The organism is Gammaproteobacteria bacterium, from assembly GCA_013214945.1.
Lineage (GTDB): Bacteria > Pseudomonadota > Gammaproteobacteria > Enterobacterales > Psychrobiaceae > Psychrobium.
The window spans coordinates 41,294-62,220 of sequence record JABSRT010000006.1 but is presented as its reverse complement, the minus strand read 5'-3'; the positions used below and the strand labels follow the sequence as shown (position 1 = coordinate 62,220).

Genomic DNA, 20,927 nt, shown 5'->3' with positions numbered 1-20,927 from the left:
AGTAGATGAAGCTATCACATATTTTTTTAGCAGCCGCGTTAACAGGCACAACCATGTTAACCAACGCGGCGCAACCTTTGGATAAAATATCAATTATTGTCAATGACGGTGTCGTGCTCCAGAGTGAGATCACGGCTTTAGTCAATAATGTTAAGCAGCGCTCTGCGGCGGCCAACAAACAGCTACCGTCAGACAATGTATTACGAACTCAAGCCACTGAACGCCTAATTGATAAGGTATTAAAAGAACAAATGGCCCAGCGTTTCGGTGTCCGCATTGGTGATACTCAAGTCGATCAAACCATTGCGGGGATCGCTGACGAACAAAAGTTAACGGTTGCTCAGCTCAAAAATATAATAGAACGCAACGGTGAAAGTTTTGTTAATTATCGCGAATCGATCCGCAGTGAGATTTTGCTCAGTCAGGTTGAACGAATTGCCGTGCGTCGTCGCATTAATATTTCAGACCAAGAAGTCGACAACTTAGTACAAACCCTAGCCGAACACGGCCGTACCAATACTGAGTACAGAATTGGACATATTTTGATTGCCAATAACAATCAAAATTCAGGCCTTGATCAACAAGCATCACGCGAGCGTGCCGATAAAGTTATCAACTTGCTTAAGCAAGGTGATGATTTTGCCCATATCGCGATTACAGCCTCTTCAGGGCCAAAAGCGCTGGAAGGAGGCGATTGGGGTTTCATGAACATTAACGAAATGCCAACCTTGTTTACCGATGCAGTAAAAGACCAAGCTAAAGGCGCCATCATTGGCCCTATTCGCAGCGGCAATGGTTACCATATCTTGACCATTCTCGATATTAAAGGCCAGCAACAAGTTGAAGTAACTGAAGTCAATGCTCGCCACATTCTCATTAAACCATCGATCATTTTAAGTGATGAGCGCGCGAAAGACCTGCTTGAAGATTTATCGAAACAAGTGAGCAATGGCAGCGCAACCTTTAACGAGCTAGCCAAGAAACACTCAGCCGATCCTGGTTCAGCGATTAAAGGCGGTGAGCTTGGCTGGAACGACCCTAGCGCGTACGTACCAGCATTTAAAAAGACCTTAGCCACACTGAATAAAAAAGGCGAGCTAAGCCGAGTATTTAAAACGGTTCATGGTTGGCATTTAATCGAATTTATTGGCCGCCGTGACATCGACGCAACTGACAAATTTGTAAAAAATAGAGCTTATCAGCTGATATTTAACCGAAAATTTACAGAAGAAAGTGCAGCGTGGTCGCGAGAGCTGCGTGCTCAAGCCTATATTGACGTATTAGCGACTGCCAATTAACTCTAAGTAAGGATCACACTTTGACAATACGTATCGCACTGACGACAGGGGAACCTGCAGGCATCGGCCCAGACTTAGCCATTGTAATTGCACAACAAGATTGGCCAGTTGAAATCGTCGTTGTCGCCGATAGAAATTTGCTTATCGAACGCGCCGAAAAATTAGGCCTAGCGTTAACCCTGCGTGATTATGATAAGAACCTACCGGCCCAGCCGCAATCGGCTGGTACCTTAACCGTGCATCACATTGATTTGGCGCAGCCAGTGGTCTGTGGTGAGCTGAACGAGCAAAACGGAAGTTACGTATTGCAAACGCTGCAATTTGCCTGCGATCACAATATTGCCAGTGAATTTGCCGCAGTCGTTACAGGACCCGTTCATAAGGGTATAATCAATAAATCGGGTATTGCGTTTAGCGGTCATACCGAATTTTTTGCTCAACAATCAAATACCCCAAATGTGGTGATGTTATTGGCGACCGAAGGATTACGAGTTGCATTAGTGACCACTCACTTGCCGCTAGCTTATGTGTCAAAGGCAATCACCTTTGACCGTGTTGTTAATGTTACTCGGATATTACATACTGATTTAGTTAATAAATTTGGCATTAGTAATCCGCGTATTTATGTTTGTGGATTAAATCCGCACGCCGGAGAAGACGGTCACTTAGGCCGAGAAGAAATTGAAATAATTAGCCCTGCCCTTGAGCAATTACGCGAAGAAGGCATGGACATTGTTGGTCCTTTACCGGCCGACACTTTGTTTCAGGATAAATACCTCGACGATGCCGATGTTGTATTATCAATGTTTCACGATCAAGGCTTGCCAGTATTGAAACACAAAGGTTTTGGCAAAGCCGTTAATATAACCCTAGGGTTACCTTTTATTAGAACATCAGTCGATCATGGCACCGCCCTTGATTTGGCTGGTACCGGCCGAGCAGATAGTGGCAGTATGATAGTCGCGATTAACGAAGCCATAAAACTTGCAGTGAAGAATTAAGATGAATAGCAAAGTACACCAAGGGCATACAGCTCGAAAACGTTTTGGACAAAACTTCCTTAATGATCAGGGCGTGATTGACAATATCGTGGCTGCCATAAACCCGCTACCTGGAGATCATTTAGTTGAGATCGGACCCGGTCTTGGTGCCTTAACCGAGCCTGTAGCGGCTAAAGTAGATCACATGTCAGTGGTTGAGCTTGACCGTGATTTAGCCCGCAGACTTGAACACCATCCAGTTTTGGGTAAAAAATTAACCATTCATCAGGGTGATGCGCTTAAGTTTGATTTTTCGGCTTTAGTGACCGATGGTCAAAAACTTAAAGTGTTCGGTAACCTGCCTTACAATATATCAACCCCACTAATGTTTCATTTATTTGAACAAACGGGAATGATCGAAAACATGCACTTTATGCTGCAAAAAGAAGTGGTATTGCGTTTGTGCGCCGCGCCTAACAGCAAGTCGTACGGCCGCTTAAGTGTGATGGCACAGTATTTTTGTAACATCATCCCCGTGATTGAAGTGGGACCACATTGTTTCGTGCCGGCGCCTAAGGTTGATTCAGCAGTAGTACGCCTTGAGCCGTACGTTGAACTGCCTTTCCCTGCCAAAGATTTCGCTTGTTTACAGCATATCTGTGCCCAGGCTTTCTCACAGCGCCGTAAAACTATTCGTAACAGCCTAAAAGGCACCTTAACTGTTGACGAATTAATGGCTGTTGGCGTCGCACCAGAATTGCGAGCTGAGCAAGTATCAGTCGAACAATTTGTAGCTTTAGCTAACCTTATTACCGATAAAAAAAGCAATAAGAGCGCCTAATGACCCCTGCTGAACTGAACCTAATTACCGAGCAAATAACAGTCGATGTCGCGCCTTACTTTATTGACCAGCGCACTGACGCTGAAGGTGTGGTGCAATATTTGTTTGGGTATCACATTGAGCTAAGCAACGACAGTGATTATAAAGTTCAGTTATTGCGTCGTCATTGGGTAATTACCGATGGCGATGGCCAGCAAAGTGAAGTCACTGGTGACGGTGTCATTGGCCAACAGCCGGTGTTGACCCGCGATCAGGGTTTTGAATACAACAGCGGTTGTCATTTAACGACTTCGGTCGGCACCATGCATGGCCACTTTATTATGCAAGTTGAAGATGATGCGTTAATAGAGGTGGCCGTTGCGCCATTTCGTCTAGCACTGCCGGGCGCTATTCACTAACATGGCCAGTTACTTCATCGGCGACATTCAAGGCTGTTTCGATGAATTTAGTTTATTACTCGCTAAAATCAACTTTGAGCACGGCCGCGATAGCTTATTTTTAACCGGTGATTTAATTGGTCGTGGGCCCAAAGCGCTAGCAACGCTTGAGTATGTAACGGCTCACCCCGATTCAATTCAAACAGTTTTAGGTAATCACGACCTGCACTTCTTGGCGATTAGCCGCGCAATTAAATCAGCAAAACCGAGCGATAAGTTCGACCAATTACTGGCTTCACCTAAATTAGACTACTTCGTCGACTACCTTAGGACTCAGCCATTATTAATCGCGCAACCCGAGCACCAGCTCATATTGACTCACGCTGGATTATCACCACAATGGAATTTGAGCAGCGCCAAGCAAGCCGCGCTTGAGGTTGAGCATCAACTGCAACAGCCCGATTTTTCACAATTGCTTCAAGCAATGTATAACAACCAACCAAATAACTGGTTTGCTTGTGACTCGCCACAGCAGCGATGGATATACACCATTAATGCATTAACCAGAATGCGTTATTGCTTTAATGATGGCAGTTTAGATTTCATCCAAAATTGCCCGCCAAGCGAACTTAAAGTTGCCGAACTTGTGCCATGGTTTTCACTAGAAAACGCCAGCCTAGATAAAACTCGAGTCGTTTTTGGTCATTGGGCGTCACTGCTCGGTCACACTAACCATGCCAATGCCATTGCTTTAGATACTGGCTGCTTATGGGGTAACGAACTAACGGCTTGGTGTTTAGAAACCGATCAAAAGATAGTGCAACCCGCGCTAAACTAATCGACTTTAATTCCCCGCTAGCTCTTATTGATGTCGCATCAGCTTAATAAATACCAATCCGATTAATTAAGTGGTCACTTGTGCTTGATAAAACGTGACGCTCGAGACACGCCAAAGCAAGCTAACTCACAAAAACAAACTGTCGTGACGATTAAACCTTTGGGTTATGATGTTCACTCAGTTTCAGTTCAGCCAGTACGTTTATCATAAGTCATTGAGATAATTAGAAAAGGGCAATTAAGTGGTCAAGTTCGGATATATAAAACAACAACGTATCATTTTCAGCCTATTCGCTAGCGTGTTTTTTCTTAGCGGCTGCGCCCACCAAAACCTCGTTGATGCCGGGCAACAATTTATGAGCCAGCAGCAATTTGAGCTGGCCGTTGACAAATTTAGTGCCGCTGTAAAAGAAGAACCCGACAATCAAGAAACCGCCCAACAACTTATCCTTGCCACAACCCAGCTAAACGCTTGGGCCAACAACCTGGCGCAACAAGCTGCGCTGGCTCAGCAAAACCAACAATTAGAAAAAGCCCTGCTGCTTTACAGCAAAGTTTTTCAAATAACCCGCAGCCCAACAGCTAATAGTCGCTATAAAGCGCTTTATCTGAAATTAAGAGCTCAAAGCGTGCTGGATGTGTCATTAGCGGGCAAAGGCATTAATATTATGCCGCACCAGATCAGCGACATTGACGGCTTACTCCTGTCAACGCAGCGTTATGCCAGGGTTTTACGCTTTACCCAATCGACTCCAGTTTATGAAATTGAGCAGTCAAGCACCACCTTGCAAACGAAATACATCAGTGGCAGTGAAACCATCATCAATCCAGAGCTAATTGAGATCCAAAGATCGATCGCCCATAACGCAGCTCAAGAACATAACAACAGTCATAAGATTGATTATTTATATCGAAAGGTAAACCAGCTACAAAGTAAAAAGAACCAATTAATTTCACAAACTAACTCACTAATGACTCAGCTTAGCGCCAGCGGCTTAACCGCATCCAAAAAATTACAATTAGAGCAACACTTAGCCACCACTAATTATTCTCTGGCACAAACAAGTAATCAAATGCAAGACCGCCAACATTCTCTCAATGTTTTACGAAAGCTCGACCGCCGTCAACTTAAAGAAACTAACGCTTTAGCGCATGATTTAGCGCATTTATCACCAACCGTGCAAATACCGATTTATTCCGATTATCAGTACCAAATCCAACACCAAACTAATTCGCTCGCGGCAACGGTCTATCTGACGGTTAACAAGCAAGTACGTCCCACCAATATCCGGGTTGAATCAAGCGACCAAAGTCACCTGGCTCATCCACTTATCGAGCTGGCTGCGGATCCAATGATCTTAAGTAACAAGCAACAACTAACAGTCGTGTTAAAGCAACAACAAGCTCACGCGGTCAAACGGCTACTGGTCGAATTAGTCGATGAACGCAAAGCAAATTTTTATCGTGAGGCACAACAAGCCATTGCCAGCGATAAAAAATTAGCGCTATTAATTAAACACGGTTTAGTGACGCGCGCAGGGGTAACGAATGACGTCAGTGAACAAATAAAACAGATGCTAATTTTAGAGTATGGCCACGGCGGTGAATTTACGATTAATCAGCTACTGCATTTATACTAATATTACTTTTATTAGCCCGTATATCGGTTATCTGGTCTATAAAAGGGCAATTAACCAGCGTTACGCTTGATATTGCGACAGATGGCAAACTAATTTAAATTAGTAGTTGCATTAAATCATAATGTCGCTATTATAGCGCCATCTGAACGGGACGCAGCATCTAACAAGATAAAGCGACTTGAACAGTTAAATTAAAGTGATTGCGGGATGGAGCAGTCTGGTAGCTCGTCGGGCTCATAACCCGAAGGTCGTAAGTTCAAATCTTACTCCCGCATCCAATCACTTACAGCACAATACATCAATCGCCCTTAAGCTTGTAGAATAAGCTAAGACTGGCGATTTTTTTATGTCTGTAATAAAGTAATTTACTTCTTCCCTTTATAACCAGCCCTACTCTACCGAACCTTTCACAACACTCATCATTATTGATACATCACCCAACGCATGCTCAAACCAAACAAAACCACCTACAAAATAATACCGCACTCACTTGGTCGTTTAAAATATAAATCTTCGTTACTTAATCCAAATTATTAATGCCACTTATTTAAATTCCTTTAAGACAAATGTCCGGTTGAATTTGAGGAGCATACTCGGTGGCGACGGTTGACCGATTGATTGATTGATAAATCATTAATCGGAATATTAAAAAATTAACCCACGCGACTAATCAGCTTAATCTGCTGTTGCTCAAAATACTGCAAAATATGTTGTTGGTATTCCTTAACTGTTTGGTGCAGCCATGTCTCAAAAGCGCGCTCTGCTTGACTTAGCCTGCGCCCTGCGGGGGTTAGAATACAATAGGCCTCTTCGCTTTCAATGCCGACTTTAAAGGGTGCAAAAAGCGCACCTGATTGCAACGCGCCCAGTGCTAAGAAACTGCCGATTGCAATACCACCACCGCTGATTGCCGCCGACAAACACAAGCTTGTTTCGTTAAACACGGTACTGCGCGGTTCAAGTTTTGGCATCGAGTAATCACTGAAATGAAACCAGTCTTGCCAAGCTTGGGTTCCACTGTCGATTAAAAAATGTAACGATTTGCTGTGCAACTGCTCGTCGCTATTAATATGTCTCTGCGCATAGTCTTGGGTGCATAACGGAATATCAATCCAACGGTGCAGAATTTTCTCATCGAGCAATGGTCCACTTTGTCCAAGCTTTCCATACCGAATCCGGAAACTAAAATCTTGATCCATGTGCATTAAGCCATTTTGTTCAGCTTGCACTTCAACCGAAACGCCAGGATTTAACACTAAAAACTGGCCAATACGCTCCGCTAGCCAAGCAGAGGCAAAATCTCGCTCGACCAACATTTTTACTTTTTGCTCCTGCGGTCCACGCGCACAAATTCTGTCGGTCGTTACCGCGATTAAGTCAAAGGCTTGATTAAGGCCAAAAAATAGCTCCTCACCAGCACCAGTTAAACTCACGGCATTACCACTGCGTGATAACAACAAGCAATTCAACTGAGATTCCAATAGCTTAATTTGTTTGCTAATCGCAGGACGGGTAACAATGAGTTCGCGCGCAGCAACAGAAATACTGCCATGGCGAGCAACAGCTTCAAAGGCACGCAGTGCGGTAAGCGAGTGGCGTTTTCTCATCTGCTCTCCTGGTATTGATAGTTACTTCACTAACAAGAATTCATTAGAAATATCGGGTCAATAAAAGTTACGCAACAAAATGGGTCTAGCGGCGCTTACCCGTCAAAAAATAACAAGGTTATCGTTCGAAATGGCTAAACTACTGAACGAAAGCTGGCGACTTATTCGTGGATAGTGCTCAGTTTACCTGAAGTTTTCATCGAACCACAATGCCTCATAACAGACTGATTATTAAATCTTTAAATTCATTTAATCCAACTAGCCATTTTATTGATCTTATTATATTCACTTAGCACTGATGCAAGGTTATCGTAAAACGACACATCAGCGGCTATTTATTCGATTTAATGTCGTTTTCAAAATGAACTGGTTGTTATTTTTTGCTAGCCATACTCATGAGTAACTTATAGTTACGCTGACGGAGTTTTTTTCGTTTCCATCACCGACCTCGCCAGTGTTAGTGTCAACTCAATTACAACATGGCAACAGCCGAACTTGCGTTAATAATCGGTGCTAATGCCAGTGTCACTAATGGAGCAAATAGCGATGACCCAATCTAAACCTAATATTCTATTTATCATGGCCGATCAGTTAGCCGCACCAGTTTTGTCGATTTACGGCGGCAAAACCGCTAAAACACCAAACCTGGACAAACTAGCCGCAGGCGGCGTCGTGTTTGAGTCCGCTTATTGCAACAGTCCGTTATGTGCTCCAAGTCGATACGTATTAATGAGTGGCCAATTGCCCAGTAAGATTGGCGCTTATGATAACGCTGCTGAATTTCCAGCCGACATTCCAACATTTGCCCACTACTTGCGTAACAGCGATTATCGCACCGCGCTGTCAGGTAAAATGCACTTTTGTGGCCCCGACCAGTTACACGGGTTTGAACAGCGCCTCACCACTGACATTTATCCAGCCGATTACGGCTGGTTTCCAGACTGGGAAAATTTTGAAGCCCGTCCGACTTGGTATCACAACATGTCATCGGTTACCCAAGCTGGCCCTGCGATCAGAACCAATCAACTCGACTTTGATGATGAGGTGGTGTTTCATGCCCAGCGCTATTTGTACGATCATGCCCGTGGCACCGACGAGCGCCCTTTTTGCCTAACCGTGTCGATGACTCACCCGCACGATCCTTATGCCATCCCTCAAGAGTATTGGGATAGATACACCGATGATGAAATTGAACTGCCGTCGTTTGAAATTCCTGTCGCTGAACAAGATCCGCACTCATGTCGTTTGCATCATGTCTATCAAATGGATCGCTCAAAAATCACCGACCAACAAATTCGTAATGCCCGCCGTGCCTATTATGGCGCGGTCAGTTATGTCGATGACCAAATAGGTAAGCTATTAAAAACGCTAGAAGAGTCAGGTTTGAGTGACAATACTATTGTGGTGTTCTCTGGCGATCATGGCGACATGCTCGGTGAACGCGGTTTGTGGTACAAAATGAGTTATTTTGAATGGTCTGCTCGTGTGCCACTACTGGTTTATGCGCCGAAGCATTTTTCTGCCAAACGAGTTAAAGAGTCTGTTTCAACCATGGATCTGCTACCTACTTTCGCAGAGCTGGCCAATGGTGGCGAAGCGCCAGAATATGCGATGCCCATTGATGGCCGCAGCTTAATGCCACATTTAAACGGCGAGCAGGGCCATGATGAAGTAATCGGTGAATACATGGGTGAAGGCGTGATTGCACCGATGTTTATGATCCGCCGTGGTGATTATAAATACATATGCTCGCAGCCAGATCCTGACCAATTGTTTAATTTGGTGAGCGATCCCCAAGAACGTAACAATTTAGCGCAAGATCCTGCGCATGCTCAAAGGCTTGAATCATTACGCCAAGAAGCGGCGCAGCGCTGGGATTCTGACGCAATTACCCGCGATGTCATTATCAGCCAAAAGCGCCGCAGGTTAGTAGCGCAAGCCCATAAAAAAGGCACACAACCACAGTGGGATCACCAACCAATGTTTGATGCCAGCACCATGTACATGCGCAATAACATTGATCTTGACGATTTAGAAAAACGTTCACGCTACCCGCAAGTCAGCGAACAATAATACTCAACAGCCCCGCCAAACACACTCTAAGCTTGGTGAATAACCCGGCTTAAATGGTGACCTCACTGTGTGTGTTTGGCTATTTTGGCACATCAACAACTTAGTAAAGGATTGAATTTATGATTAAATTATCACCCGTTCGAGACATAACTAACACGTTAACTCAACGCTCTTTTTTGGGACTTGGTTTAGCAAGTCTTTTGTTCGCAACACAAGCGATGGCAGCTGTGCCACCAAGTTGTGAAAAGGTGCGTTTTACCGATCCCGGTTGGAGCGACATTAGCTCAACTTCAGCATTAGCTAGCACAGTGTTAAACGGCCTAGGTTATCAAACCAAAACGACTACCTTAGGCGTGCCTATCGGTTTTGAAGGACTAAAAAACAACGAAATTGATATTTTTCTTGGCAACTGGATGCCAGCGCAGCAAAAATTTATCGACAAATATGCAACACCTGGTGATATCGATGTCGTTACAACCAACCTTGAAGGCGCAAAATTTACTTTAGCCGTACCGCGTTATGCCTATGATGCTGGTGTCAAAGACTATGCTGATTTAGCTAAATTCGACACTAAATTTCGCCAGCGTATTTACGGCATAGAAGCTGGCGCACCGGCCAACCAATTGCTGCAAACCATGATCGACAGTGGCGACTTTGCGCTCAACAAATGGCGACTGGTCGAGTCAGGTGAGCAAGGTGTAATGAGCCAGGTCAAACGCGATATCAAGCGTAAGCAATTTATCGTCTTTTTAGGCTGGGAACCGCACCCAATGAACAGCAATTTTGACATGGCCTACCTCACTGGCGGCGATAAATACTTTGGCAAAGACTTTGGCAGCGCCACCATTCACACCGTAACACGCAAAGGTTACCAGCAAGAGTGTACTAATGTTGGTAAGTTATTAAATAACCTAAAATTTAGCCTAACGATGGAAAATGAAATGATGGGCTACATTATGCAAGATCGCCAGCAACCCGCCGCTGCGGCTCGTAAATACTTAACCGAACATCCTGAGGTACTAAACAGCTGGCTTAACGGTGTTACCACCACAGATGGCGCCGACGGATTAGCAGCCGTGCGCCGTCATTTAAATATTTAATTAAATCAAGCAAACGATGAAGTGACCGAACAATGACGGGAGCAATAACAGTAACCACTCATAGACTAATTGCAGATTTAGGCTATGAGTGGCGCTCTCTTCACGTGCTTTATCTGTGCTCGCCGTGCATGGTTATTTCATTGCCAACGTTAAGCATGCTCCTTAAGTACTAACCAGCATAGAGTCACCAAATATTCTAAAAACAATAAAATAATCAGTAAGAGGCAAAGCAATGAACGTGATAACCGAGCACAAAATCCCCTTAGGTGATTGGATGGAGGCCTTTGTTGAGTGGCTAACCGACCATGGCGCTTTTTTGTTTGACGCCATTTCCATATCATTAGAATGGCTGATTCTCAATGTCGTCGATATTTTTATCGCGTTACCACCAGCGATACCTATGCTGCTGACCGCGGTGATAGCATGGCTGTTACACCGTAGTGTTGGCTTGGTTATTTTTGTGGTGAGCGCGTTGCTGTTGATCTTAAACTTAGGTTACTGGCAAGAAATGCTCGAAACCTTTGTGTTGGTGATAACCGCCACCTCAATTTCGATTGTCATTGGCGTGCCCATTGGCATTATTGCCGCGCACAAACCGTGGTTTTATACCCTATTGCGCCCGATATTGGATCTAATGCAAACCATTCCAACTTTTGTTTATTTAATTCCAACACTGGTGCTGTTTGGTTTAGGCGTGGTGCCGGGCTTACTTTCAACCATTATTTTCGCCATTGCCGCACCCATTCGCTTAACCTATTTAGGCATCAGCCGCGTACCAACACAATTGATTGAAGCGGGCCGCGCTTTTGGTGCCACTCCGTTTAAACTGCTTTATAAAGTTGAATTACCCGCTGCCATGTCAAGCATTATGGCGGGCATTACCCAGTGCATTATGTTGTCGTTGTCGATGGTAGTAATTTCGGCCTTAGTCGGCGCAGATGGCTTAGGTAAACCCGTTATTCGGGCCTTAAACACCGTTAACATTTCGCAAGGGTTTGAAGCGGGACTCGCCATTGTGCTGGTTGCTATTATCCTTGACCGTATTTGCAAAGCCCCCAACACTAAAGAGGAGGCTTAATCATGGCCGCAATTAGTATCAAAAATGTCGATGTTATTTTTGGCAAACATACCGCACAAAGTTTGGCCCTGCTCGACAGCGGAAAAAACCGTCAACAAATTATTGAAGCCACCGGTGACACCGTGGGTGTGCACAATGCAAGCCTCGAGATTGAGCAAGGTGAAATTTGTGTATTGATGGGGCTGTCTGGCTCAGGAAAATCCAGTTTGTTACGGGCCATTAATGGTTTAAACACCACCAGCCGCGGTCAATTACTGGTTAAAAATGGCGATGACATGGTTGATATTGCCAGTTGTGATAGCGCGACATTGCTGCACATGCGCAGCAATAAAGTGTCAATGGTGTTTCAAAACTTTGGTTTAATGCCATGGCTTAGTGTGCTTGATAACGTCGCTTTTGGCCTAGAAATGCAAGGCATGGCTAAAGCACAGCGCAAAAAAAAGGCGCTGGCACAGCTTATGTTAGTTGGTCTTGAGCAGTGGGCCGACAAAAAGCCCGACCAACTCTCTGGCGGCATGCAACAACGGGTTGGTTTGGCCCGCGCTTTTGCGATGGAAACAGATATTTTGTTAATGGACGAGCCTTTTTCGGCCCTTGATCCGTTAATTAGAACCCAGTTACAAGACGAGTTAATTGAGCTGCAACAAAAAATGAAAAAGACCATTGTGTTTGTTAGCCATGATCTTGATGAAGCACTAAAGATTGGCAGTAAAATAGGCATTATGGAATCAGCCAAAATTATTCAATACGATACGCCAGAGAATATCGTGTTAAAACCTGCCACTAGCTACGTCCAAGACTTTGTCACCCATACCAACCCGCTCAATGTGCTTAAAGGTCATTCACTAATGCTGCCCGTGGCTAATTTAGCTGATGCCGACCAAGGTGTGTGGTTAGATCGCCAGCAACAGGTTCAATTATGCCTTGGTGAACAGCAACAGTTATTGCACGTAAATATCGGTAATAAGACCGTTGCGCTGCAATATTGCGATCACCACCAGCGCGTCGACGAGCTAGCGAATAACCAAGTTGCGGTGGTTGCCAGTGATATCACGATGCGCCGGGCCATCGAAATTAAATACCACACCGGATTGCCGCTTGTTTTAACCGATCAAGGTGCCTTGGTTGGTATTCTCAATGATGATTGCTTTTACCATGCTTTATTAGGCAAACATTTTAACACTGACTTTGATCAACCTAGCGATCAAAATCGCTCACAAAGCTCTATTAAAGATGCTGTTAATGGCTCAATTAAAGACTGCGCTTAGCTCGTATTAATGCCTGCACTCAAGTGCACTGCAAGCTGGCATAAAATGCTAATGCTTGCTGTTAATACTTGATGTTAATACTTGATGTTAATACTACGTAGAAAAGCACTTGTCTGATGTTTGCTCTAAACCACAGTGTCGCCAAAATTTCGGTGACACTGCTCCGCCAGCTCTTTAATTGATCAAGCGAGCCGCTATGAAACTGACCTTAACGCAACTTTTTCCATTTTTAAGCTGGACACCACAGGTCAGTAAACGCACCTTATCTAATGATTTAATGGCAGGGTTAACCGGCGCTATTATTGTATTACCGCAAGGCGTTGCTTATGCCTTTATTGCTGGCTTACCACCAGAATATGGGCTCTATACCGCGATTATTACCCCAATTATAGCAGCGCTATACGGCTCGTCATTGCACCTTATTTCAGGGCCAACGGCAGCGATTTCTATTGTGGTGATTAATGTCGCCACCACCATTACTGAGTTAGGAGGGGGCCCAACACCCAGTCATTATATTGCCACGGTGCTGGCCATCACCTTGCTTGCGGGTCTTATTCAATTGGCAATGGGCTTATTACGGTTAGGCACTGTGATTAATTTTATTTCTCATACCGTGGTGTTCGGCTTTACTGCTGGCGCCGCCATCTTGATTTTATCAGGTCAACTTAAACACTTATTTGGCGTCGATATTGCTGCAGGTTTATCATTTGTTGCAGGCCTTAATCAACTTGCCGCGCAACTTGGCCACATTAATCCGTATTCATTAGCCATTGGTTTGCTCACCTTGTTTACCGCCATCGCGGTGCGCCGCTGTAATCGAAAGTGGCCACATTTACTGATTGGCATGCTCGTTGGCAGTATCGCTTGTTGGTTAGTTGATGGCGCAAGTGAGGGCGTAGCTCTTGTTGGCGCTTTATCTGGCACCCTGCCTCCTTTTGCTGTGCCGATGCTAACGCCAGACACCATCGCCTCTTTATTTTCAGGCGCTGTTGCAGTGGCCTTACTTGGCTTAATTGAGGCTGCGTCGATAGCCCGTGCAATAGCGGTGCGCTCACAGCAGCAGATCGATGGCAACCAAGAATTTATCGGCCAAGGTTTGTCTAATATTGTTGGCAGTTTTTTCTCTTGTTATGCTGGTTCTGGTTCATTTACTCGCTCTGGAGCCAATTATGATGCTGGTGCAAGAACGCCGTTGTCAGCTATTTTCGCGGCGTTAATATTGGCGGCGATCATGGTCTTGGTGCCTAATGTAACCCATTACTTACCCTTACCAGCTATGGCTGGTGCTATCTTGTTAATCGCTTGGAATTTGATAGATTTTTATCACATTAAACAAATTATTGTCGCCAACAAAGCCGAGGCTATTATTTTTAGCGCGACATTTTTAGCGACGTTATTTATGGCATTAGAATGGGCCATTTATGTCGGCATTGCGATCTCGTTACTGTTTTATTTGGCACGAACCGCAAAACCCAGCATTACTGACGTTGCGCCTATTCAGCACCTTGATAAGCGCCCATTGAAGAATATTGAGAACTATCAATTAGCTCAATGCCCGCAGGTAAAATGCATCAGCATTGATGGTTCGTTGTTTTTTGGCGCCATTGCTCATACTCAACAGCAATTACGCCTATTAACCGCTGATAACGAGGCAAGTATTGTTGTGGTTATCGGCAAAGGCATTAACTTTATTGATGTATCCGGCGCGCAAATGCTGGTTCAGGAAATAAATCGGATTGAGCAACAAGGCGGCCAGTTAATTTTTAGCTCTTTTAAAGATCAGGTTATTGATGAACTAGACAAGCAAGGCTATTTAAAGAAGATAGGACGCCAGCGATTTTATTCATCGCCTCAACCTGCTATTCGCTGGGCGATTAACCAATTAAACCCACAGCACTGTCAGCATTGCAGCACCAGAATATTTCATGATTGCCCCAGCGTACCCCAACTCAACATGCAACAAAGAGAAAGTCGGGACATTACCGCCTGACGCAAAAAACAGTAACGCCAAAATAAACAAGACCGCTAAATTAGCGGCCTTATTGATTACAACGTCGGTATTAAGATGGTGTTAGGTCGGCACATCTAACTAGCTCGGTAAAAATTCCCTGCCCCAGCCTAACCCTGCTATATCTTGATCAAGCATCGCTTGTATTTCTGTGCTGGTATAACCGACACTTGCCAACACAACTTCAGTAGAGTGACCAAAACGTTCAGTTTCAGACTGCGCGATAATCATCGCTTCGCTTGGGCGAATTGAATAGTGATCTATTAGCGTAATGCGATGACCACTTGGGTGATTATTGTAGACTGAGAATGCGTAACTGCCCAGCTCAAGGCCCACCTTGCCGTCGGCTACCCGGGTATATTGGTCGCGTAATGCTTCAATGCCTACCGGTTTAGCAGCAGCAATATCGACCGCGCGTAATTGCTGGGTCCAATAATCTGCTGAATCATTTTTAAATGCGGCGGTTAAAAATGCACTAACATCGGTTGTGTCGCTAATGCCCGCTAACCCAGTCACGGTTTCAAGCACAGCTAACTCATTAATATCAGAATCGATAAACACCCAGCCATCACTTGCTTGATAAAAATGCGATAACGCATGATTGCCTAAGGCTTGACGACCTGACGGCTCGTCAAAAGGTCCCCGTCCTTGGTAATCATAGGCAAACTTAATTTGTGCTAAGTTAGTTACTGCAGACAACGAGGTGCGAGCTCGTGTTACTTCGCCTGTTTTCAGCTTGTGATACAACGCCAATGCCATGCCCAAGCCACCGGCAAAACCACAATTGACATCAAGCGTACCTAAATGTGCATGCTCTTCTGGGGTCTGATTACCGCCAAAACGACTCATAATGCCACTGTTGGCTTGGATAATATCGTCATAACCAATGTAGTCAGTTTTTGGCCCGCGCTTTGGCCCACCCAAACAATCAAGGCGACAAAACAACACCCCAGGATTAATGGCCTGCAAGCTGTCGTGATCTAACCCTAGCGGCTTCATTTGCCGTTCCGGCGCATTAATCACGACCATGTCGACCGACTGCACTAATCTATTAAATACTTCACGGCCAGCGGTGGTCGTAATATCAACCAAGGCGCTCTTTTTGCCAATGTTAGTTTGGAAGGTAAAAAAGGTGCCGATCAGCGGATCATATAATGGCTTAACCGGATCGAGCTTGATCACCTCGGCGCCAAATCGACCCAAAAATGCGGTTGAATGCGGCCCGGCGATTACGTTAGTTAAATCTAAAATTCGCACCCCATCAAGCCAACCAGCATTGCTTGGTGCTTGAATAGCAGTGCCCGTAGGGCGAGTCACCGTTTCGGCATTAGCCACAGTGACCAGCTGCGATATTGCATAGTCAAAATCGACATTGTTACGCGGTTGCGGTTGCAGCATCTGGCTAACCGACTCTTCTAACCACGCGACCGGCCCCGGTTGTTTCATTAAGCCATATTGCGGATCATTGACCTCAACGATCAAACCACTGACTTTACAATGTTCGCTATTAACCCACTCTTGGGTGGTGCGGTGTGGCGCGCCGGGAATTTGGCCTTCACCAAATACCACGCCCCACTGCCCTGACGTTTTAGTTAAAAATACCTTTTTCATTTTTACCGAGATAATATCGGCCCATTTTTTGGGTAACGGATAAACACCTATTGACGTTTCGCCATCCCATTCGTTAATTGGCAAATGTAAGTCGTTAACTTCTGGTAAACCCTCGGCTAGCAACTCGTCATAAATACCTAAGGCTTTTAGGCAACGGCTGGCATGGTTACGGTGCGACGGACACACCACATAAAAGAAGCGGCCATCGCTGCACTCGTAACTACGATAAAACGGGTCAAGATACTCTTGTAAATCTTGATAGCTTAAATCCATTACTATGTTGTTGTCTTTACGATGGCTAATTTCATGTTCACGCATCGTCAGATAACGCGCTGGCATATCTTCAATAACCACCGAGTTATACGACAAACCTTCCATCAGCGCCGCAACAATTGGCACTTCAATATGGTCACCACGACCGGTTTTCTCACGAGCGAGCAACGACATTACCACCGAGCTAGCCGCTAACGTCGTGGCATAAGATGAACCTAAGGACAGTGGCGAAAAGCTTGGATTTAAGCCCATTAAAATTCGATTAAAGCCCATATCAGTAAACGCGCCAGAACATGCAGCAACTATCGCTTCGGTAGCTTTCCATTGATTACGTAACTGGTCATTACTGGCAAATCCTGGCAACGAAAGCGTGATTAATTGCGGACGTTTTTGGCGTAGTTGAGCAAAGTCGATGCCCAAACGCTTCATCACATCGGGTCGGAAACTTTCCAGTACCACATCGGCATTTTCAATCAACACCAGTGCTTGATTAAGGCCTTGCTCTGATTTTAAATCAAGTTCTAAACAACTTTTGTTGCGGTTTAAAATAGCGTTAGCCGGATCATCCCATTGCGGGCCACCGGGTGGGTCAATATGAATAACAGTTGCGCCAAGATCAGCCATGATCATTGCTACAGCAGGCCCAGCAATTTGCTGGCCAAAATCAACGACGCGCACACCAGCTAAAGGTAAATTATTGTTCATCTAGATAGTCCTTATGCTCTTTTTATTCGCCCTTCAGCGCTGGTGACACCGCGAAACCTAGCGATACCCCTAATCCATGACCGAGATTAAATAAAAATAATATTGTTATATATTAAATAATTAGCTCAATTTATTGTTTTGTCAAAATCGTTGAGTTAATCGATAGAGCGATAATAGGATTTCACGGAACATCGAACCAGCAATAAAAAACACCCCATTGACATAAAAATATTTATGGCTACCGGGTGTCGTCGCTGCAATGAGATTTAACCGACATTACTTAAAGTGGATCTCGGGCAAGTTGCAATTATGGCGGGCTAATTTGTTGTAACAACCAATTTCTAAACGTTTCAGCGTGAGGATGGCGTAACTGTGAACTGGCATAAACTAAATAAAATGCCTCGTCGGTCACCACGCGTTGCTCAAAGGGCGCGACCAAACGGCCAGACTCGAGCATGTCGGTCACCAAGCTGGTACGCGCTAACGCTAATCCCTCACCGAGCGCGGCCATTTCTAATGCTGTCACTAAGGTATCAAGCTGAAAACCCTGCGCTATTTTTAAATTTTCATGCTTAGTTTTACTTAGCCAATGCCCCCAACCTTCTTCATAACCAATCACATGCAGTAAGGTGTGATTAACTAAATCTTTAGGCGAGTCGAGCGAGCCATGGGTTTTTAAATACTGAGGGCTGCAAACCGGAAACAGCTCATCCCAAGTTAAACGATCGGCTAATAGCGCCCGCCATTTTCCTTTGCCATAACGAATATCTAAATCACAATCAGCGGATGATTCTTGATCGTCGACCCAAATATTACTGGTTATCCGTAAATTTATTTCCGGATGCAATGCCCTAAAATTAGCAATTTTTGGCGCTAACCAATTCATAAAAAAAACCATATTCACTTTAATGGTCAACAAGTTTGAACGCTCTTGACCAAAGATTTCTTCGGTTGCTACTAACAATCGGTCGATCGACTCATGTACCGCTGGCAAGTATGCTGCGCCACTATTGGTCAGCTCTAATCCACGCGGTAAACGCTTAAAAAGAGTCGTTCCAAGTTGGCTTTCCAGCCCTTTAACTTGTTGGCTGACAGCCGCCTGAGTCAAATTTAATTCAACCGCAGCATGGGTAAAACTTAAATGGCGCGCCGCCGCTTCAAAAGATCGAATCCAGTTGAGTGGGGGGAGTCTTTTTTTCATATTGTCATTTCCATTGGCATGGTTATACGAGCTAAGCGAATAAAATTCGCTCAATAGTCAATTGCTGCCGAGTCTTTCATAAATTATTCATTGCATCCATAAATATTTTTATGGCTTAGCCATGGTTTTTATTGATTGTGAAAGTTTTCACTCTTGAACAAAATGAGCGGGTATCGATTTTGGTCATTGCTTAACCTTGTTTCAGAACTCAGCTCTTTGACTTCTGGTGCCCCTAAACTTAACCGAAGAAGAATAATAAAATGGATAAAAAAAATAATAATTTAGTTCCAATATTTTTTTCCGATCAATTGACAGCGAAAAAAATATTGCCAGATACAGGGATACTGTCATGAAAAACATTCCTAACATGATCAATGACAAAGGATTGTTTTCCGGAGTCAATCCTGTGATGGCAGTGGGCTCAGCCATACTGGTCATCGCCTTTGTATTATTTACCATCCTCGACCCTAAATATGCCGACTCAATTTACAGCGCTGCTAAAGCTTTTATCGCCACAGATTTGGCGTGGTATTACGTTGGAATAGTTAACGTATTCCTGTTTTTAGCTATTTACACAATTTTTAGCCGCTACGGAAAAATTAAACTCGGCCAAGACGATGAAAAGCCGCAATATAGCTTTTTCTCATGGTTTTCAATGCTATTTGGTGCAGGAATTGGCATTGGCATTTTGTTTTGGAGCATTGCAGAACCGATTTATCATTTTCAAAGCAACCCGTTTATTGCCGAAGGGCAAGCGCTATCGGTTGAAGCTGCACAAGTGGCGATGCGCATTAGTATTTTCCATTGGGGCCTGCATGGCTGGGGCTTATTCGCTATTGCTGGCTTAGCGTTAGCGTATTTCTCTTACCGCAAAGGTTTGCCACTGTCGGTTCGCTCTGGTTTATACCCTATTTTTGGCGAGCGAATTTACGGACCTATTGGCCACGCTGCTGACTTACTCGCAGTTTTTGGCACTGTGTTTGGGATCGCGACATCATTAGGTCTTGGCGCGCAACAAATGAATGCCGGGCTTAACTACCTGTTTGGCATGGAAGTAAGCTCAATCAATCAAGTGATTTTAATCGCGATCATTTCGGTGTTAGCGACTTTGTCAGTGCTAAGTGGCGTTAACAAAGGCATTAAATTACTCAGTGAATTCAACATGCAGCTGACTGGGGTTATTTTAGCGTTCTTTTTAATCTTTGGTCCTACTTCGTACTTGTTAGGTGCTTTTTCGACTAATATCGGCGATTATATCGAAAACACCCTCGCGTTAGGTTTCTGGGTTGATCCCGATCCAAAAGGCCAATGGCAAGGTTGGTGGACCATCTTTTACTGGGGTTGGTGGATAGCTTGGACTCCATTTGTTGGCATGTTTATCGCTCGCATTTCAAAGGGTCGTACTATCAGAGAATTTGTGACCGGGGTTTTACTGGCGCCAACATTGCTCGCAACCTTTTGGATTTCAATCTTTGGCAATACCGCTATATTTATTGAGCTATTTGGTGGCGGCGGCGTGGTCGAAGCGGTCAATAAAGACATCACCACCGCGTTATTTACCACTATTGAGCTAATGAATTTGGGCACAGTAGTAACCATCGCAGGTGCGTCAATTTGTACCCTATTATTGGTGACTTATTTTGTTACCTCGGCCGATTCTGCAACCTTGGTTATTTGTACCTTGTTATCGATGGGTGAAGAACACCCACCAGCGCGCTACCGTATTTTCTGGGGCTTATCGATTGGCGCTGTTGCTGCGGTGTTATTAATCGCCGGTGGCTTAAAAGCCTTGCAAACAGCCTCTATCGTTGCCGCGTTACCTTACTCAGTGGTCTTAATATTAACCACTGTTGGCTTGTATAAATCGCTGCGCCAAGAGCTTGATGGCTCGCCAGACAAAGTAACATCAACTAACAGCACCAATAATACAACTAGCGATGAATCTCAGCTCAATCATCAGCAAAATGTATCAATTGAAACGCCTTAAGTTATAAATTATTTAGGTGTCAGGCAACTGGCACCTAATGTTT

The 20,927-nt window shown here is 44.6% G+C and carries 15 protein-coding genes and 1 tRNA gene; 13 read left to right on the top strand and 3 right to left on the bottom strand.

Translation table 11 applies throughout. The annotated features are described in order from the left end of the window. The first annotated feature begins 5 nt into the window (after window positions 1-5). From surA to HRU23_05700, 7 genes are all read left to right on the top strand, one after another. Window positions 6-1,298, top strand: coding sequence for a peptidylprolyl isomerase SurA (gene surA / locus HRU23_05730; protein NRA53625.1), 1,293 nt, complete (start codon window positions 6-8; stop codon window positions 1,296-1,298). A 20-nt stretch (window positions 1,299-1,318) separates the two neighbouring features. Further along, window positions 1,319-2,299: a 4-hydroxythreonine-4-phosphate dehydrogenase PdxA gene (gene pdxA / locus HRU23_05725; protein NRA53624.1), complete on the top strand. Its 981-nt coding sequence runs from the start codon at window positions 1,319-1,321 to the stop codon at window positions 2,297-2,299. A 1-nt stretch (window position 2,300) separates the two neighbouring features. Beyond that, window positions 2,301-3,119: a 16S rRNA (adenine(1518)-N(6)/adenine(1519)-N(6))-dimethyltransferase RsmA gene (gene rsmA, locus HRU23_05720; GenBank protein ID NRA53623.1), complete on the top strand. Its 819-nt coding sequence runs from the start codon at window positions 2,301-2,303 to the stop codon at window positions 3,117-3,119. Further along, a complete protein-coding gene (gene apaG / locus HRU23_05715) occupies window positions 3,119-3,517 on the top strand; it encodes a Co2+/Mg2+ efflux protein ApaG (GenBank protein ID NRA53622.1) in 399 nt (132 codons plus the stop codon). The genes rsmA and apaG overlap by 1 nt, the downstream gene beginning before the upstream one ends. A 1-nt stretch (window position 3,518) precedes the next feature. Continuing rightward, complete coding sequence (locus HRU23_05710; protein ID NRA53621.1) at window positions 3,519-4,334, top strand: symmetrical bis(5'-nucleosyl)-tetraphosphatase; 816 nt, start codon at window positions 3,519-3,521, stop codon at window positions 4,332-4,334. 241 nt (window positions 4,335-4,575) lie between these two features. After that, the gene (locus tag HRU23_05705) at window positions 4,576-5,973 is read left to right on the top strand and encodes a hypothetical protein (protein ID NRA53620.1); all 1,398 of its coding nucleotides are present in this window, start codon (window positions 4,576-4,578) and stop codon (window positions 5,971-5,973) included. 201 nt (window positions 5,974-6,174) lie between these two features. Further along, window positions 6,175-6,251: transfer RNA gene (locus HRU23_05700), tRNA-Met, on the top strand. A 375-nt stretch (window positions 6,252-6,626) separates the two neighbouring features. Here the strand turns inward: HRU23_05700 and HRU23_05695 are convergent. Next, window positions 6,627-7,580: a LysR family transcriptional regulator gene (locus HRU23_05695; GenBank protein NRA53619.1), complete on the bottom strand. Its 954-nt coding sequence runs from the start codon at window positions 7,578-7,580 to the stop codon at window positions 6,627-6,629. Between the two features lie 546 nt (window positions 7,581-8,126). Between HRU23_05695 and betC the strand changes: the two genes are divergently transcribed. The 5 genes from betC (at window position 8,127) to HRU23_05670 (ending at window position 15,089) form a co-directional block, all read left to right on the top strand. Further along, window positions 8,127-9,653, top strand: a complete 1,527-nt coding sequence (betC, locus tag HRU23_05690) for a choline-sulfatase (GenBank protein ID NRA53618.1) — start codon at window positions 8,127-8,129, stop codon at window positions 9,651-9,653. A gap of 119 nt (window positions 9,654-9,772) precedes the next feature. Further along, window positions 9,773-10,753: a choline ABC transporter substrate-binding protein gene (gene choX / locus HRU23_05685; GenBank protein ID NRA53617.1), complete on the top strand. Its 981-nt coding sequence runs from the start codon at window positions 9,773-9,775 to the stop codon at window positions 10,751-10,753. 232 nt (window positions 10,754-10,985) lie between these two features. Beyond that, on the top strand, window positions 10,986-11,831 hold the full coding sequence (gene choW, locus HRU23_05680; GenBank protein ID NRA53616.1) for a choline ABC transporter permease subunit: 846 nt from the start codon (window positions 10,986-10,988) through the stop codon (window positions 11,829-11,831). A gap of 2 nt (window positions 11,832-11,833) precedes the next feature. Beyond that, window positions 11,834-13,099 (top strand): choline ABC transporter ATP-binding protein, encoded by a 1,266-nt coding sequence (gene choV / locus HRU23_05675; GenBank protein NRA53615.1) that lies wholly within the window; start codon window positions 11,834-11,836, stop codon window positions 13,097-13,099. A 196-nt stretch (window positions 13,100-13,295) separates the two neighbouring features. After that, window positions 13,296-15,089, top strand: a complete 1,794-nt coding sequence (locus HRU23_05670) for a SulP family inorganic anion transporter (protein ID NRA53614.1) — start codon at window positions 13,296-13,298, stop codon at window positions 15,087-15,089. A gap of 99 nt (window positions 15,090-15,188) precedes the next feature. On the opposite strand, the gene HRU23_05665 is transcribed toward HRU23_05670, so the two are convergent. Further along, the gene (locus tag HRU23_05665) at window positions 15,189-17,696 is read right to left on the bottom strand and encodes a CoA transferase (GenBank protein NRA53613.1); all 2,508 of its coding nucleotides are present in this window, start codon (window positions 17,694-17,696) and stop codon (window positions 15,189-15,191) included. A gap of 307 nt (window positions 17,697-18,003) precedes the next feature. Beyond that, window positions 18,004-18,897, bottom strand: a complete 894-nt coding sequence (gcvA, locus tag HRU23_05660) for a transcriptional regulator GcvA (protein ID NRA53612.1) — start codon at window positions 18,895-18,897, stop codon at window positions 18,004-18,006. Window positions 18,898-19,306: 409 nt separating this feature from the next. Between gcvA and HRU23_05655 the strand changes: the two genes are divergently transcribed. After that, the gene (locus HRU23_05655) at window positions 19,307-20,884 is read left to right on the top strand and encodes a BCCT family transporter (protein ID NRA53611.1); all 1,578 of its coding nucleotides are present in this window, start codon (window positions 19,307-19,309) and stop codon (window positions 20,882-20,884) included. Window positions 20,885-20,927 lie beyond the last annotated feature (43 nt).